Source organism: Streptomyces sp. NPDC057900, assembly GCF_042887885.1.
Taxonomy (GTDB): domain Bacteria; phylum Actinomycetota; class Actinomycetes; order Streptomycetales; family Streptomycetaceae; genus Streptomyces.
Map to the genome: position 1 here is coordinate 369,107 of NZ_JBHVOI010000004.1, position 15,551 is coordinate 384,657.

Sequence of the window (15,551 nt, forward strand, 5' to 3'; positions counted from 1 at the left end):
AGGGCCCTTCTCCTGTCAGCTGTAGACGCCGAACTCGTAGAGCGAGTAGCCGTAGCCGGAACCGCGCGCCGTGCCGTTGATCCGCACGTAGCGGCCGGTGCCGTTGACGTCGATGTCGTCGATGTCGCCGTTGCCGTCGGTCACCGACTTCACCGTCGTCCAGCTCTGTCCGTCCTCGGACGTCTGGATGTCGTACGCCTTGGCGTACGCCGGGTCCCAGGCGAGCTGCACGTGCTTGAAGGCCGTCGAGGCGCCCAGGTCGACCTGGAGCCACTGCGGGTCGCTCCAGTCACTGGCCCAGCGGGTGTCGAACTTGCCGTCCACCGCGTTCTGCGCACCGCACGGGCAGCCGCCGGTCGGGTCGGTCTGGAACGAGGACGCCGTGGCCGTCTTGCCCTGGGACACGTTCGTCCCGTCCACCTTCGGCGGGATCACCTTGAGGGACGCGGTCTCGATGCCCACGTTGCCCTTGCCGTCCGTGGCCTTCACGTAGACCTTGTAGACGCCCGTCTTGCTGGGCGCCTTCGCGGTCAGGGTGCCGTCGCCGTTGTCCTTGGTCTCGGCCGGGACGAGCGCCTTGTTCTGGTCGATGTAGTTGCTGCTGAACAGCACCTGGGAGGTGACCGCGTCGCCGTCCGGGTCGGACACCTTGGCGCTGATCCGCACATCGCCCCCGGTGGGGACACCGGCGGTGGCGTCGTCCACCTTCATGCCGGTGATGACCGGCGGGGTGTTGTCGCCCGAGGTGTCCGCGCCGTACGCCTTCTTCACGGCGTAGTACGAGAGCCTCTTCTCGCCGCCCGGCAGCAGGTTGAACCAGACGCCGCCGAAGTCGTCCTCGACGCCGTAGTGGAACATCGTCGCGCCGAGCGCCACCCCGGTGTGACCGGTGATGCAGCCCCACGCCTTGGTGTAGCCCTCGGCCTTGGCGACATCGGTCGGCTCGGTCGGGACGCCGTTCGCGTCGTCGTCGACCTCCCACTCACCGGCCGGGCCCGTCTCGGTGACGATGTAGGGCTTGTCGTAACCGCCCTGCTCCCAGTCGGACTTGACGTTGCACACCGCGTTGTAGGCGTTGACGGCGTAGAGATCGAGGTCCGGCGCGTTCTTCTTGTAGTACGGCCAGGCGCCCGTCCAGGCGTCGGTCGAGGTGACCGGGTGGTTGGGGTCCACCGTGTGGATCTTCTTCGCGATGTCGTTCACGAAGGTGGTGTACGCGTTGCGCTGGGCCTCCAGCTCGTCACCGCTGTAGCAGTTCTGCAGGCCGAGCGTCGACTCGTTGCCGACGTTCCACATCAGCACGCCGGGGTTGTCCTTGTAGGTGTCCACCCACTTGGGGAACTCCGCCAGCATGTCGTTCTTGTACTGCGTGTCCGTCAGGTAGTTGACGCAGCCGCCGCTGCCCGGCCCGCCGCCCGGCTGGAGCCAGAATCCGGCGATCACCTTGACGCCGTTGGCGGCCGCCGTGTCGAAGAGCGGCTTGCTGGTGGCGTCGGTGCCCCAGGTGCGGATGGTGTTGACGCCCATGGACGCCACGTCCGGCATGTACTTCTCGGCGTCGGCGACCGAGGGGCCCCAGGTCAGACCCTTGACGGTGTACGGCGAACCGTCGACGGTCAGCTGCCAGTTCCCCTGGGAACCGGTGACCTTGACGACGCTTCCGGCCGCCTGGGCGGCGGGCGCCTGGAGGGCCACCATCGCGCCGGCCAGCAGGGCGGCCGCCGCGAAGGGGGCCACGAGACGTTTGGCCGTACGGGTGGGGGGATGGTGCATGTCGATCTCCTTGAGGGTGGGGGAGGAGGTGGGGTTAGCGATATGGGGAGAGGCAGGTGGGGGAGGCTGGTGGGGGAGGAGTGACCCCGGGTGATCTTGGAGAGCGCTCTCCAAGATGGTCCGAAAAAAGACCCCACCCGGGGTGCGGCCGTCCGGTCGCCCGGCTGCCGGGTCGCCCGGTCGTCGGGTCGCCCGGTCGCTGTCGGACCGTCCGGCCTTGCGGGCTACGGGAGTTCGTAGTCCCCGTTGAGTACCGCGCCCTTCTCGGGGTGGTTCTCGTCGTAGCCGTGCGGGTCGCACTGGAGCCCGCCCTTGACGCAGTGGGTGACCATCGCGTCGAGCGTGGCGGTGTCCCACCCGTTCATGAAGTCGTAGTGGAACGAGAAGCCCTTGCCGCTGGCGAGCTTCACCTGCGACATGTCGCCGTTGACCGGCCAGGCCATCTTGAACTCGATCATCGGCAGGGCCACGGGGTGGTCGGCCGGGCACGAGTTGTAGTTGGCGCCTCCGGCGACCGGGTACGCCATGTGGCTCTTGTGGTCGGGCGTGTCCAGGTGGATGCCGTCCCAGCAACTCGGCGCCTGGAGGCGCAGGTTGAGGTAGGTGTCCCGGCTGGTCGGGCAGTTGGCCGGGAAGTCGTAGTTCTTGAACGACTCACCGCACTCCCAGCCCTCGACGGTTCCCTTGAGGTTCTTGAACTCGTCCTGGGACTGCATCGGGCTGCCGACGACGTACCGCAGTCCCTTCGGGAAGGGCCGCACGCTCCGGTAGTCGGTGACTCCGGACTTGTAGTAGATGGTCTGGACGCCCTCGGGGAGGATCTTCGTGTCCCCGTTGAAGAGGCTCGGCATCCAGTACCCGGACTTGTCACCGGGCGCCAGGCACGTCGTGTCACCGGTCTCCAGCGAGGCGGCGGTGGTGTAGGCGTCGGTCGTGGTGTTGCCCATGAACGTGTGGTCGTGGGACTTGCCGGGCTGGCCCGGGTACACGATCGGGTCGTCCGGAGCCGTGTGGGTCGGTGCGCACTTGGCCTGGAACTCGTGGAAGTACGCCGGCGGTGGCACCTCCATCGAGGGGGTGACCCCGGTGACCGGCGGGTCGGCCATGATGTAGCCGTCCCCGTCCGGGTCGTCGCCCGAAGCCTTGGTGGAGGCGGGCATGCCGGGCATCCCCGGCATGGAGTACGCGGCGTGCTCGGCGTGCGCGCCCGCCGCCGCGACCGGCTTCCCGGTCGACGCGTTCGCCGTCGCGGCGATCCCCGCGATCCCTGCGGTGGTCAGGGTCAGCGAGGTGAACAAGAGCAGTCCGGTGAGTGTTCTCGACCTCCGTGGCATGGAGACCTCCTGCTGCGTGGGTGGGGGTGCATGAAGGTGGGAGAGCGCTCTCCCATTCCGGAGTGTTCCGCTCCTGACAAGAGCGTGTCAATAGTTCGTGAACGACCGCCGCGCCGCGCCGAGTTGGCGGAACGCGATGTGTTACTCCCGGTAACATGCTGTGGCCTGGGCCGGTCCGCTGATCGCCCGGTCCGCGCAGCCGCTCGGCGGACGCCACGTATATGAGAGGTGGACTCGGGGGCCGTGTACGTCATGCGGTGCGCGGAGGCGGCCGACGCACTTTCACGAACCCGGCGGACCGCTCCGCCAACTGCCCGATGACCGCGTCCGGATCGTCGGAGCGACCACGGGCGGGAGGGCGGGAGGAGCACCGGATCGGCCCGGTTGCGTACGCTGCCGGGATGGATGACGGCCGAGCCGCGCGCGTGCGAACCGGGACAGAGAAGACGGCTCCGCCTGGAGCCCCAGGGGGAGAGCGGCGGCAGCCGACGCCGGTCCGGACAACGACCCCCGCACACGGCGCGGTTCGCGCTCACGGTGGCGGGGCCGGTGGCGCGATGAGCATCGACGTACGCCCCTTCCAGTCCTTCGATCTGCCCGGGATGTACCGGGTGTGCCTGCGCACCGGCGACTCCGGCCGGGACGCGACCGGGCTCTACGGCGACCCGGACCTGCTCCCGCACATCTACGCGGGCCCCTACCCGGCCGCCGACCCCGGCCTCACCTTCGTCGCCGCCGATGAGCGGGGGGTGCTCGGCTACATCGTCGCGACCGCGGACACCCACGCCTTCGACGGCTGGCTGGAGGAGCACTGGTGGCCGTCGCTGCGCCACCGCTACCCGCGCCCCCTGGCCGAGGACCCGGGCGACGGGACGAAGGACCGGCAGTGCGTGGCGCACATCCACCGCCCCGGACCGCCGGAGCCGAAGACCCTGTACGAGCGCTACCCCGCCCACCTCCACATCGACATCCTCCCGCGCGGCCAGGGCGCCGGCCTCGGCCGCCGCCTGATGGAGGCCCTGCTCACGGCCCTGCGCGAGCGCGGGGTGCGTGGGCTGCACCTGGGCGTCGGCGCCGGGAACCCCGGGGCGCACGCGTTCTACCTCCGGCTGGGCTTCACGGAGGCCGAACGGCAGGAGTGGGGCTCGGTGATGGTGATGGACCTGACGCGACGGCTCGGGCCGACCCCGTAGGCACGAAGCCCAACGTCCCGGGTCAGGCCGGCCCGTTCATCGGCTCGGTGAGCCTCATGCGTGACCGGCTCTCCGCAGGATTTCGAGGTGACGTGCCATGCGTGCCGTGACAGCTGCGACGCGTCCGGCCATGCGGACGCTGCCGCGCTCAGGCGGCCCACCCAAGGGCTGTTGTCTGCGTCGAGGCGTCGTCAATGGGATTTCAGCGCCTGTCGGGCCGTGCTGATGACGTTGTGCGCGTCTGCCCCGTAGACGGCCGACTCGCGAAGGGTCTTCCAGACCTTCGTGTACAGGGTGACGCTTTCGGAGTCGTCCAACCACACTTCGGCGTGCCAGTCCTCCGTGACGACCACGCGGTCATCAAGGAGCCAGAAACCGTTGGCAGGCACGATCTTCACGGGCGCCGTGAACGGAATGACGCCCAGCTCGACCGTGTCCATGCCGATCATCCCGGTGAGGCGGTCGAGCTGGGTGGCCAGCACCGAAGGAGGGCAGATCAGCGATCGCAACGCGGCTTCCCACAGCAGCACGTGCATGGTGTGACCGGGCCGGTACAACCACTCCTGCCGCTGAACCCGTGAGCGCACGGCGTCCTCGATGTCGGCGGCTCCGCCCAGCAAGTTCGAGTACCGCTGGATGACATGGCGGGTGTACTCCGGAGTCTGCAGCAGCCCGGCGACAACCGACTCTTCCCAGACCCATATGTCCGAGGTGCGGTCGATCTCCGCACTGAGGCCTTCGTGCAAGGGCTTGAAGCCGTTGGCCAAGGCTCTTCGCCATGACCTGATGTGGGACTCGAACCCAGCCAACCGGGCTGCCAGCTCGGCGTACACGCCCGGTTGCTCGGTCGCGTCGGCCCACGCTCGAAGGTCCTCGGGGGTGGCTGTCTGCTTGCCGTTCTCCAGCTTGCTGACCTTGGAGCCGGCCCAGCCGAGCCGCTGAGCGAGCTGCTGACCGGTGAGTCGGCCACTGGGGCACGAGAAGCGGAGTCCCCGCAGCCGCACTCCCAGCGAGGCCCGTGCTTGTTGGTAGTCAGTGCTCACCGGCCACGCGTCGCTATTCGGTCGTCGCGGCCACCTGGACCGCGAACTGGTCGTACCGGACGGCGTGGTGCATGGCGGTGTCGCGGACGACCGCGTACCGCGTCACCTCGGCGGGTTCAGTGATCAGCTCGATGTCGAGCATGTCGTCTTCGTCGTCGAAGTGCAGTACGGCGACAATCCGTGAGTCGAAGATCCAGAAGTCCTCTGCGGGCAGAGCGGCTCTGTCGGCGTCCTCGCGCCAGAGATAGCGGATGTCCTCGCCGGCCATGGCGTTGTGCCGGGCGTAGTCGAGGAGGAAGAGCTGGCCCGTGGTGGGCGGGTTGTCAGCGATCCGGACGCGCTCGACGCGCTTGCCGCTGTCCGTCTGGGCCCTGATGTTGATGAACCAGGGCTCGTTCGGGTCGCACGGCGAGGACCCGGTGGCAAGGAATGCCTGGAAGTCGGGGTCCTGCCGGTCCGACGCGTAGCCGCGCCGCGTCTCCAGCCGCCACGCCGTGTGCTTGAAGGTCACGAAGAGCCGCCGGAACGTTTCCCGGTCTACGAGCTCCGGCACTCGCTCCATCTCCTTCGGTCCCCAGTTCACGAGCAGCTCGCGCGGTACGGCCACTGCCGCATCGTCCGGCCCGAAGTGCTGGAGCTGCGCGAGCTCTTCGGGGTCGGTCACTGGCGGGCCCTGGACAATGATCTCGCCGGTGTTCTCGTCGGTGTGCAGGGCGGGGCAACCGTCGACCTTGCTGTCCGTGCCGGTGAAGCGCAGCTGACGAGCCATGGACGTTCTCCCTTCCGGTGGTGTTGATGCAACAGCATGGCCGAGCAGATCCGCGCGGTGCTACGGAGTAAGGCAAGGGCTACGCGAAAGATGCAGCAATCCACGTCCCCCGTCGAGCAATCTTGAGAAAACAGCACGCGCGCACCAACGGTGGGCTTTTAGCGTCTGGTTCATGGCAACCGAACAACAGTGGGTCATCACCCCATTCGGAGCGGCGAAGTCCCTTCGGGCGGCGCCGGCCGATGTTGGAATCGTCCTTCGTTCGTGAGCGCCCCGACGCGGCCGGTCGGGTACCGCGAGGGCGTGGAGACGCCGGCCGCCTTCTGTGTTGGCGTGATGCCCCTTTCCTGACGGGTCGCAAGTGCACGACGACCCAGAGAACGAATCTCCGTTCAGTCCAGCACCAGGAGGATTTTCCATGATTGATCTCTACAGCCTCACGGCCGAAGGCACCACGTTCGAGAACTTCTGTGGTGGCAACCTCAACGGCGAACACGAGTCGTGCGTCGAGGTCGGGGCCATCCCCGGATCGGGCACTGCCTTCGCCGTCCGCGACAACAAACCTGAGGGGGCTGGTCTCGAACTCAGGTTCACCGAGGCGGAACTCAACGACTTCGCCCTCGGCTGGGTCAAGAAGCAGGGGCTGCCGCTCTAGTCTGGCTCCTCCCCACCCCGCATTTGCGGGCCGCCCTGCCCTCCCGGGGGCGGCCCGGCACCTCCCGGAAAGGTACAGATGAGCTGGTCAGGACACTGGCATGGGTACGGACCGTGGACCGGGCCGTCCCCGGTGTACGCACGAGAAGGAGGCAGGCGGCCACCGCATCCCAATGGGCCGCCTTCGGTTCTGAATCCCGAGGACAAGAAGCAGCAACAGGTGCTCGATCGATACCGCGAAGCTGCCGCCGAGTTCCAGACGGGCAATGTGCCGCCCACCATGACCGGCTGGTGGCTGACGAAGAGGAACCACGTCTCCGCCGATCGCACGTGGGCCGATATGGGCATTGCCATCGCGTGGCTGACCAAGCAGTACGAGGCGAATCTTCCGTTCGAGCGCGCGGACGGTCTCCGGGCGTACAACAGTCTCGACAGCAAGCTGGAATACGCCACTGACGTCCTGCCCTGCGGCGTTGATGTGAGCTGGGTGTACTACATGCCGTCGAAGAACCTGATCGCTTTCTCCGTCGTGTGCTGCCCGAACCGGTTCCACCCTGAGCTTCCCTGCCCCCTGCCGCCCCAGTAGCACGAGAGGTGACCGGCATGTCACTGAGTCTCTTACTGCCCGAGGAAGGCGTGACCGATCTTCTCCTGAACTGGCCCGACGAGCCCCGCGTGTACGAGCGAGGCATTACGGCCCTGGACGAGACGATCACGGCGGACTTCCTGAAGGACTATCTCTTCACCGGCTGCGCACCTGCGGACGAGATCGCGGTCGTCCGGGCTCCGAACCCGTCCTTGAACAAGGCCGCGTTCATGACGAACGGCCGGACCGACGCAGCCAAGCTGCGGCTACTGCACGAGAGCGGACACACCATCCGCCTGGGCAACCTCCAGAGGGTATTGCCGTATATGGCGCGCGTCTCCAAGCGCGTCCAGGAGGAGACGGGATACTCGAACTACGTACACGCCTTCCTGACCCCTCCCGGTAACCAGGGTCTGCGCCACCACTGGGATCAGCAGATGGCCGTGATTGTGCAGACCGCAGGTGTTAAGCGGTGGCAGCTCTGGCGACCCCCGGTAGAGGCCCCATGCGTGAATTCAACGAGAGCTGGCGGGTCTGGCGGGATGACTACATCCCGAAGTGGGAAGCGCAGGGGCCTGACCACGAGGTCGACCTCAAGGCCGGCCAGTCCCTCTTGCTGCCGCGCGGCTGGGTCCACAACCCTCGCGTCGAGGACTCCGATGAGACCAGCGTCCACCTGACGTTCGCCCTGCGGGAGCGCACACCCCTTTGGCTTGCCGAGCAGCTGGTGGCCGGTGCTGTCTCGCAGGGCGAATTCCGGCAGGTCGTGCGCCCAGGACAACTCGATGGGGCCGAGCTGGGCAGGCAGCTCCTGGGGGCTCGCGAGGCCCTGGTGAAGTACCTGTCCGGGCTCGACGTCAGCGAGGTGGCGGTGGCCGTCCGACATGCCGCGATGACGGAGCTGGAGTACACCACCTGATCGGGGCCTTCAAGTGCCTCCGCTCCGACCCCGTGCCCCCGCCCGCCCGTCAACTCGTGTGCAGCATCAGCCCGATCCCCACCACCATCAGCCCGGCCGCCGCGACGCGCGGGGCGCCGAACCGTTCCTTGAAGAACACCGTGCCGATGGCCGCGCCCACGATGATCGAGGATTCGCGCAGCGCGGCGACGGGGGCGAGCGCGGCGCGGGTCTGGGCCCAGAGGACGAGCCCGTACGCCGTTACCGAGAGGGCGGCGCCGAGCAGTCCGCGCAGGGCGTACGGGCGGAGCTGGGCGGCCAGGGCGGAGCGGCGGCGGTACAGGGCGTAGACGGGGATCGCGACGCCCTCCAGGATCATCAGCCAGGCGATGTACCCGAGCGAACTGCCCGAGGCGCGTACGCCCACGCCGTCGACCGTCGTGTAGCCGGCGATGGCGAGACCGGTCGCCAGCGCGGCGACGATCGCGGGCCAGTGCGGGCGCTTGCCGGAGCCGCGGATGCCCCACAGGGCCATGCCGACCAGCCCCGCGGAGGCCACCGCGACGCCCGCCGTGGCCCAGCCGTCCGGGCGTTCGCCCACGAAGACGGCGGCCAGGACGGTGACGACGAGCGGGGCGGTGCCCCGGGCGATCGGATACATCTGGCCGAAGTCGCCCAGGGTGAACGAGCGCATCAGCAGCAGCATGTACGTCACGTGCAGGGCGGCGGACAGGGCCAGGTACGGCCAGGCGTCCGCGGCCGGGAACGGGACGAAGGGGGCGGCGGCCGCGCCGATCAGCAGTCCGCCGCCGGAGATCAGGGTGAACGAGACCAGCTGGTCCTTGATCGCGTGTGCGATGGCGTTCCAGCCGGCGTGGGTGAACGCGGCGATCAGGACGGCTATGGCGACCAGCGGCGTCATGCGGTCTGCTCGCGCACGTCCACCACCGTGCCGCCCGCGTGCCCGATCAGCGTCCCCGGATCGAGCGGGAAGACCGTGTACGGGGTGCCGGCCGCCGCCCAGACCACGTCGTGCGCGAGGAGCCCCCGGTCGGCCAGCACCCGGGTCCTGGTGCGGTGCCCGAACGGCGGCACCCCGCCGATCGCGTACCCGGTCGCCTCGCGCACCACGTCGGCGCCGGGCCGCCGGACCTTCGCCGCGCCCAGCTCCGCCCGCAGCCGCTCCATGTCGACCCGCGAGGAGCCGTCCATCAGGACCAGGACCGGCACCCCGTCGGCCTCGAAGACCAGCGACTTGACGATCTCGCTCAGCGCGCAGCCGACCGCGGCCGCCGCCTCGGCGGCGGTCCGGGTGGCCTCCGGGAAGCGGCGGATCTCGACATCGAGACCCAGCTCGCGCAGTGCCTCGGCGAATCGGGGATGGGCGGCGGCGGTGTCGCCGCCCGCCGGTACGTTGGTGTCGGAAGTGCTCATGCCCCGCACGCTATCGGCCGTGGTCGCGGGCGTGCGAGCCGGATTCCCGGGGGCGGGCAGGGGGCGGGCCGGGGGCCGCCCGCCGCAGCTGCCGCACCTCACGCCACCCCCGTCAACTCGGCGGTCCTGCCGCCACGGTTGCCGCGTCGACGTGACAATGACCGCATGCACACCGCCACCCTGATGACCGAGCACCCGTCCTGGCACCTCGCCGAGGACGGCAGCGCCCACCGTGCCGTGCGCTACGACGGTGCGCCCTGGTACGTGCGCTGGGACGGCGCCGGGCTCACCTCGCTTCCCCTGGGCGGCGCGGACCGCCCGCCGCCGCCCGTCCGCTCCACGACGCCCGCAGGCCTGCCGTCCACGCCGGCGGCCGGGCCGCTGAACGCGCGGCTCAGGAAGCTGGGCACTGTCGTACGCCTCGCCAACCCGTCGCTGTGGGACGCGGTGGCGACGGCCGTACTGCGCCAGGTCGTACAGGCCGCTCAGGCGCGCAAGGTCCACCGGAACCTCTCGGCCGCCCACGGGGAGCACGTCGCCACGGACGCGGGACCGCTCGCGCTCGTCCCCGCGCCCGAGACCGTCATCGGCCTCAGCGACGAGCGGTTCCGGGAGGTGGGGGCGCTGTTCTTCGCGCCCAAGCTGCGGTCCGCCGCCCGTGCCTACCTCGAATGCCATTCGCACTGGCTCACCCTGGACGGTGAACAGCTGGCCAAGGAACTGGTCACCGTGGACGGCATCGGCCCGTGGACCGCGGCCGCCGCGACCGCGGACTTCACCGGCGACCTCTCGCACTACCCGTACGGGGACCTGGCCGTACGCACCTGGGCTCGCGCTGCGGCCCCGGAGCTGGAACTGCCGCGCAAGGAAGCGGAGTTCTCCGCGCTCTGGCGTTCCTGGGCGCCGGAGCGCGACACCTTGCACACCCTGACCCTCTTCACACTCACCTGGGGGAGCCATGCCCGTCGTACGCCGCACGGAGGACCATCGCCCCGACCCTGAGCCGAGCGCCGCCGCGAAGGCCCGCACATGAGCGGGCACGGGCGGTTCATCACCGTCGACGGCCCCGGCGCGGTCGGCAAGACCACCACCGTCCCGCTGCTCGCCCGACTCCTGCGGGAACGCGGCGACACCGTGCACACCACCGCCGAACCCTCGACGAGCCCCCTGGGCGCCTTCACCCGCGCCCATGCGAGCGAGCTCCAAGGACGCGCGCTCGCCTGTCTGGTGGCGGCCAACCGGTACGAGCACATGGAGAGCGAACTGCACCCGCACCTCTACGCGGGCCGCAGCGTCGTGTGCGACCGCTACCTGGCCTCGACGCTGGTCCTTCAGCGCATCGACGGGGTGCCGCTGGAGTTCCTCCTGCACCTCAACGACGCCGTCCTGCTCCCCGACCTCGCGGTCGTCCTGACCGCGTCGCCGGACGTCATAGCCGCCCGGCTGGCCCGCCGGGGCGCCCGGCACCGCTTCCACGAGGACCCGGCCGCCCCGGCCCGCGAGTCCGCTCTCTACCGCGAAGCGGCCCGCGTGCTGCGGGGCCTGGGCGTGCCGGTGCTGACCCTGGACACCGGCGACATCAGCCCTTCGGAAGCGGCCGGTCGAATCGCCGCTGCCGTCCCCCGCTCCCCGATAGCCTCGGTACGACCCATACGCCCCGACGAGTCTGCTCGGTGAACCATGAACGCAACCCCTGTGGTCGACACGCACGTGTTCCTGCGCGCCGGGGACAAGATCCTCCTCTCCCAGCGCGGCGGCCCCTACGGATACGGCCGCTGGCACGCCCCCTCCGGCAAGCTCGACCGCGGCGAGACCCTCACCGAGGGCGCCGCCCGCGAACTGCGCGAGGAGACCGGGGTACGCGTCGACCCCGACGGGCTGCGCCACGTGCACACCGTCCACCACAGCCAGGACACCGGGATCGAGCGCATCGGCTTCTTCTTCGAGGCCACCGAGTGGTGCGGCGAACCGGTCAACCTGGAACCGGACAAGTGCCTGGACCTGCGGTGGTTCTCCGTCCACGAACTGCCCGACGACATCATCGAGTACCCGGCCGCGGGCCTGCACGGGTATCTCAGTGGCACCTCGACCCTCACCCAGCACGGCTGGCGGCGGTAGCCCGCGAGGGACCCGCCGACCGGTCCCGCCGCGCCGCCGTCCACCGGCCGGCAGCCGCCCCGTGCCCGGACACCGCCCCTGAGCAAGGCATTTCGCGACCATGTATGGGACGTGGATGCGCTGTGGTCCCTCCGTGGACAGCCGGCTGCCAGAGTCTCCCCATCGAGCGGTCCGGCGGCGGAGGGACGGGTTCTTGAACACGGAACGGGTCGGGGTCACGGTTCTCGGAGTGTCGGCGGGCTCCGGCAAGACGAGCGTCTGCGGCCACATCCTGCGCTCGCTCGTCGACCTCGGAGTCCCGGCCGGCCCGTTCAAGGCCGTCGCCGTGGTGGACCCCGACGACCCGGCCTACCCGGAGGTGCCCGTCCCGCTGCGCGGGGCCCTGCACAACTGCGGCGCCGCCCGGATCCGCCCGCGGTGGTGGCACAACCCGGTCACCGTGGTGCCCGACCGGAAGGACGGCCACCGGGGCGAGCTGTACCTGTGCGGCGTCCCGGCGGGTGACGTACCCATCCGGGGCCAGGACAGCGTCGACCTGCACCGGGTCTCGCCCCGGCTCCAGCGCGAGTGCGCGGACGCCGTCCAGGAGGCGCTGCGCCGGCTGGGCCCCGGCCCGCTGGTGATCGAGGGCGCGGGCGCGGTGGGCGAGCTGAATCCCGAGCACGATCTGGCGAACCACCTCGCACCGACCGCCGAACGGCTGCCGGTCCTGCTCGTGGTCAACGCCGCCCGCTCCGGGCACGTCGCCGCGCTGGCAGGCGTACGGCACCTGGTGGCGCCGGAACTGCTGCGGCTGGTGCGCGGCCATGTGCTCAACCAGGTGCGCGATGCCGAACACGGCCGCGCCGTCGCCGAACGGGCCCGGCGGGGCTCGGACATCCCCCTGCTCGCCACCCTCCCGGAGGCGCTGCTCCCGGACGGCTACGACGGAACTCAGGAGCGCCTCCAGCCGGTCTACGACCGCGGCGCCCGGAACCTGCGCCGCTCTGGGCTGCTGGAGCGGCTCGGGCTGTGCCGCGGCGTGCCCGGACGCGAGGCGGTGGCGGCCGAGTGAACGCCATCAGCACCCGCGGCCTGCGCAGGACCTTCGTGCGCGGGCCGGCCGAGAAGGTCGCGCTGCACGGAATGGACCTGGAGATCGCCGAGGGCGAGGTGCACGGACTGCTCGGCCCGAACGGCGCCGGCAAGAGCACCCTGTGCAAGGTGCTGTCGACCGTACTGCTCCCCAGCTCCGGCACCGCGAGCGTGCTCGGCCGGGACGTGGTCACAGAGACCGCCGCCGTACGACCCCTGATCGGCATCTCCCTCGGCGGCGACCGAGGCCTGTACGGGCGGCTCAGCGCCGCCCGGAACCTGTCCTACTGGGGCGCGCTGTACGGGCTCGACGGCCGCGCGCTGCCCGCGCGGGTGGCGGCGCTGCTGGACCGGGTGGGCCTGTCGTCGCACGCCGGGGACCGCGCCGAGACGTTCTCCCGGGGCATGAAACAGCGGCTGCACCTGGCCCGCGCGCTGGTCCACGACCCCCCGGTGGTCCTGCTGGACGAGCCGACCGCCGGCCTCGACCCCGTCGCGGCGCACGAGTTCCGGCTGATCGTCGGTGAACTGCGCGACGAGCGGCGCACCGTACTGCTGGCCACTCACGACATGGCCGAGGCCGAGGCGCTCTGCGACCGGGTGACGCTCATCGACGGCGGCCGGGTGCTGGCCACCGACAGCCCGCGCACCCTGGGCGAACGGGCCGCCGGGCACCAGCGCGTGGAGGCGGTCGACCCGCCCGCGGCCGTACTGACCGCCCTGAACGGCCTCCCCGGAGTGCGGGGTGTCGAGCACGGCCCGGACGCGCTGGTGCGGATCGCCGTGGACGACGACGCCACCGCACGCGAGGTGCTGCGGCGGCTGGTGGACGCCGACGTCACCCGGGTCGCCGTCGTCCGGCCGAATCTGGCCGAGCTCTATCTCGCACTCGTGGGCGGACGCGGCATGGAGGTGGTCCGGTGACCGGTTCACCCACCGCCGCACGCGCCGCGCTCCGGCTCCAGGCGACGCTGCTGCTGCGGTCTCCCGGCAGCGTGCAGCCGCTGTTCACCGCCCCGCTGTACGCGCTGATCTTCACGGCGATGGCGAAGCACTCCGGCCGGCCTGACTCACTGGGCTACGCGGTCGTGGTGCCGGTACTGATCTCGCTGTGGACGATGGCGCTGCTCACCGCGGGCGACCTGGTCGCCCAGGACCGCTTCGACGGCACGCTGGAACTGCTGGTGGCCGCACCCGCCCGCATGGCGGTGGTGACCACCGCCCGGGTCGCCGCCGTCACCGGCGTCAGCCTGGTCACCCTCGTGGAGTGCTGGTGCACCACGGCGCTGGTCGTCGGCCACTGGCCGCCCGTACCGCACCCCTTCCTGCTCGCCGCCGGCGCCCTCGCCACGGCGTTCGCCCTGACGTGCGCGGCCTGTCTCCTGTCGGCCGGGTTCGTGCTGGCGCGCTCGGCCCGGGTCTTCCAGAACTCGCTGAGCTATCCGCTGTACCTGCTCGCCGGGCTCACCGTGCCCCTGAGCGCACTGCCCGGCTGGGTGCGCCCGTTGAGCCGGCTGTTCTTCCTGTCCTGGTCCGCCGACCTGCTGCGCCGGTCTGTCGAGGCGGCTCCGGTGCCCGACGCCGCGGGGCGGCTGGCGGCCGTGGTGCTGCTCGGCCTCCTCTGGTACGCGGTGGCGCTGTTCGCCTTCCGCGTGGTGCTGACCCGGGTGCGCGCCACCGGAACGGCGGGCCTGGTATGAGCGCCACGACTGCCCCCCTGCCCGCCGCGCTGCGGGCCGCCCGCTGCGGGGCCGCGAACGGGCTGGCGGATCTGCGGGCCATCCATACCTGGTGGTCGTGGACGTTCGGCTGGCTGACCCGGATGGTGTGCCAGGTGCTGTTCTTCGCCGTCGCGGGCACAGCGCTGGGCCCCGCCGCCGACGCGCGGTTCCTGGTGGTCGGCAACGCGCTCTCGGTCTGCGCGATCGAGGCGATGATGGTGGTCGCCTCCAGCGCCTGGGAACGCCGTGCGGGCACCCTGCCGTTACTGGTGGCGGGTCCGGCGAACCCGGTGTGGGTACTGGCCGGGCGCGGCGTCCAGTGGCTGATCAGCGGCACGGCGACCTCGTTCGTCGCCTTCTGCCTGCTGCTCCCGCCCTTCGGGGTGCGGCTGACACCGGTCACCCTGCTGCTCGCCCTGCCGCTGATCGGCTGCGCCGCCCTCACCACGTACTGCTTCGGGCTCTTCGTGTCGGCGCTCGTGCTCGGGTTCCCCTCGCTGCGCAATGTCGCCGCGAACGTGTCGTTCCTCGTCATGATGGCGGTCTGCGGGGTCGAGGTGCCGCACGACTTCTGGGCCCGGCCGGTCCGCGCGCTCGCCGCCGCCCTCCCCCTCACCCACGAACTGAGCGCCGTACGGGGCCTGCTCGCGGGCGGGCCGGTGCGATCGGTGGCCGTACCCGCCGCGCTGGGCCTGCTGGTGGGCGCCTGCTGGCTGGCCCTCGCCGTGCTCGTACTGCGCCGGCTCGTCGAGCACGGGCGGCGCGACGGTTCGATCGAGTTCACCTCATGAACCCCACGGGCTCTCCAGTCCCGAGGGGCTCACGGATCAGGCCACGGCCGCACAGACTCCCGGCGCCGACCGCCGCCGGGCCGCCACGACTTCGGAGAGGAGGTCACCCATGAACCGCAAGCACGCGTCCGGGCTCCGCCCGCGACTGGACAAGGTCAAGGTC

Annotated in this window: 17 protein-coding genes and 1 pseudogene; 12 read left to right on the forward strand and 6 right to left on the reverse strand. The window is 70.6% G+C overall.

Annotated elements, in window-relative coordinates; translation table 11 throughout:
- Nucleotides 1-15: 15 nt before the first annotated feature.
- Both ACFVQ0_RS19175 and ACFVQ0_RS19180 read right to left on the reverse strand, forming a co-directional pair.
- Nucleotides 16-1,773, reverse strand: a complete 1,758-nt coding sequence (locus tag ACFVQ0_RS19175) for a discoidin domain-containing protein (protein ID WP_390089465.1) — start codon at nt 1,771-1,773, stop codon at nt 16-18.
- Nucleotides 1,774-1,997: 224 nt separating this feature from the next.
- Entirely contained in the window at nt 1,998-3,107 is a 1,110-nt protein-coding gene (locus ACFVQ0_RS19180) for a DUF1996 domain-containing protein (protein ID WP_390089467.1), read from the reverse strand.
- Nucleotides 3,108-3,664: 557 nt separating this feature from the next.
- Here ACFVQ0_RS19180 and ACFVQ0_RS19185 point away from each other — a divergent pair.
- Nucleotides 3,665-4,300: a GNAT family N-acetyltransferase gene (locus ACFVQ0_RS19185; RefSeq protein WP_390089469.1), complete on the forward strand. Its 636-nt coding sequence runs from the start codon at nt 3,665-3,667 to the stop codon at nt 4,298-4,300.
- Nucleotides 4,301-4,491: 191 nt separating this feature from the next.
- On the opposite strand, the gene ACFVQ0_RS19190 is transcribed toward ACFVQ0_RS19185, so the two are convergent.
- Together ACFVQ0_RS19190 and ACFVQ0_RS19195 are read right to left on the reverse strand one after the other, a co-directional pair.
- Complete coding sequence (locus ACFVQ0_RS19190) at nt 4,492-5,343, reverse strand: helix-turn-helix domain-containing protein (protein ID WP_390089471.1); 852 nt, start codon at nt 5,341-5,343, stop codon at nt 4,492-4,494.
- A gap of 13 nt (nt 5,344-5,356) precedes the next feature.
- On the reverse strand, nt 5,357-6,112 hold the full coding sequence (locus tag ACFVQ0_RS19195) for a DUF6879 family protein (protein WP_390089473.1): 756 nt from the start codon (nt 6,110-6,112) through the stop codon (nt 5,357-5,359).
- Between the two features lie 418 nt (nt 6,113-6,530).
- On the opposite strand from ACFVQ0_RS19195, the gene ACFVQ0_RS19200 reads away from it, so the two are divergent.
- From ACFVQ0_RS19200 to ACFVQ0_RS19215, 4 genes and pseudogenes are all read left to right on the forward strand, one after another.
- Nucleotides 6,531-6,767, forward strand: a complete 237-nt coding sequence (locus tag ACFVQ0_RS19200) for a DUF397 domain-containing protein (protein ID WP_390089474.1) — start codon at nt 6,531-6,533, stop codon at nt 6,765-6,767.
- A 219-nt stretch (nt 6,768-6,986) separates the two neighbouring features.
- On the forward strand, nt 6,987-7,352 hold the full coding sequence (locus tag ACFVQ0_RS19205) for a hypothetical protein (protein ID WP_371629464.1): 366 nt from the start codon (nt 6,987-6,989) through the stop codon (nt 7,350-7,352).
- Between the two features lie 326 nt (nt 7,353-7,678).
- Nucleotides 7,679-7,795 (forward strand): annotated as a pseudogene (locus tag ACFVQ0_RS19210) (cupin); the annotation flags it as partial.
- Between the two features lie 62 nt (nt 7,796-7,857).
- Nucleotides 7,858-8,271, forward strand: coding sequence for a hypothetical protein (locus ACFVQ0_RS19215; RefSeq protein ID WP_390089831.1), 414 nt, complete (start codon nt 7,858-7,860; stop codon nt 8,269-8,271).
- Nucleotides 8,272-8,320: 49 nt separating this feature from the next.
- Here ACFVQ0_RS19215 and ACFVQ0_RS19220 read toward each other — a convergent pair whose 3' ends face one another.
- Together ACFVQ0_RS19220 and ACFVQ0_RS19225 are read right to left on the reverse strand one after the other, a co-directional pair.
- Nucleotides 8,321-9,172: an EamA family transporter gene (locus ACFVQ0_RS19220; RefSeq protein ID WP_390089476.1), complete on the reverse strand. Its 852-nt coding sequence runs from the start codon at nt 9,170-9,172 to the stop codon at nt 8,321-8,323.
- The gene (locus tag ACFVQ0_RS19225; protein ID WP_390089478.1) at nt 9,169-9,684 is read right to left on the reverse strand and encodes a YbaK/EbsC family protein; all 516 of its coding nucleotides are present in this window, start codon (nt 9,682-9,684) and stop codon (nt 9,169-9,171) included. Before ACFVQ0_RS19225 ends, ACFVQ0_RS19220 begins: the two co-directional genes overlap by 4 nt.
- A 165-nt stretch (nt 9,685-9,849) precedes the next feature.
- Here ACFVQ0_RS19225 and ACFVQ0_RS19230 point away from each other — a divergent pair, with 165 nt between their 5' ends.
- The 7 genes from ACFVQ0_RS19230 (at nt 9,850) to ACFVQ0_RS19260 (ending at nt 15,388) form a co-directional block, all read left to right on the forward strand.
- Nucleotides 9,850-10,686, forward strand: coding sequence for a hypothetical protein (locus ACFVQ0_RS19230; protein ID WP_390089480.1), 837 nt, complete (start codon nt 9,850-9,852; stop codon nt 10,684-10,686).
- A 27-nt stretch (nt 10,687-10,713) separates the two neighbouring features.
- The gene (gene tmk, locus ACFVQ0_RS19235; protein WP_390089482.1) at nt 10,714-11,361 is read left to right on the forward strand and encodes a dTMP kinase; all 648 of its coding nucleotides are present in this window, start codon (nt 10,714-10,716) and stop codon (nt 11,359-11,361) included.
- 3 nt (nt 11,362-11,364) lie between these two features.
- Nucleotides 11,365-11,802, forward strand: coding sequence for an NUDIX domain-containing protein (locus ACFVQ0_RS19240; RefSeq protein WP_390089484.1), 438 nt, complete (start codon nt 11,365-11,367; stop codon nt 11,800-11,802).
- Between the two features lie 193 nt (nt 11,803-11,995).
- Nucleotides 11,996-12,856, forward strand: coding sequence for a hypothetical protein (locus ACFVQ0_RS19245; protein ID WP_390089486.1), 861 nt, complete (start codon nt 11,996-11,998; stop codon nt 12,854-12,856).
- Nucleotides 12,853-13,800 carry an ATP-binding cassette domain-containing protein gene (locus ACFVQ0_RS19250; protein ID WP_390089488.1) on the forward strand — a complete coding sequence of 316 codons (948 nt, stop codon included), beginning with the start codon at nt 12,853-12,855 and terminating at the stop codon, nt 13,798-13,800. Before ACFVQ0_RS19245 ends, ACFVQ0_RS19250 begins: the two co-directional genes overlap by 4 nt.
- Nucleotides 13,797-14,576, forward strand: a complete 780-nt coding sequence (locus tag ACFVQ0_RS19255; RefSeq protein WP_390089489.1) for an ABC transporter permease — start codon at nt 13,797-13,799, stop codon at nt 14,574-14,576. Before ACFVQ0_RS19250 ends, ACFVQ0_RS19255 begins: the two co-directional genes overlap by 4 nt.
- A complete protein-coding gene (locus tag ACFVQ0_RS19260; protein WP_390089490.1) occupies nt 14,573-15,388 on the forward strand; it encodes an ABC transporter permease in 816 nt (271 codons plus the stop codon). Before ACFVQ0_RS19255 ends, ACFVQ0_RS19260 begins: the two co-directional genes overlap by 4 nt.
- Nucleotides 15,389-15,551: the final 163 nt, after the last annotated feature.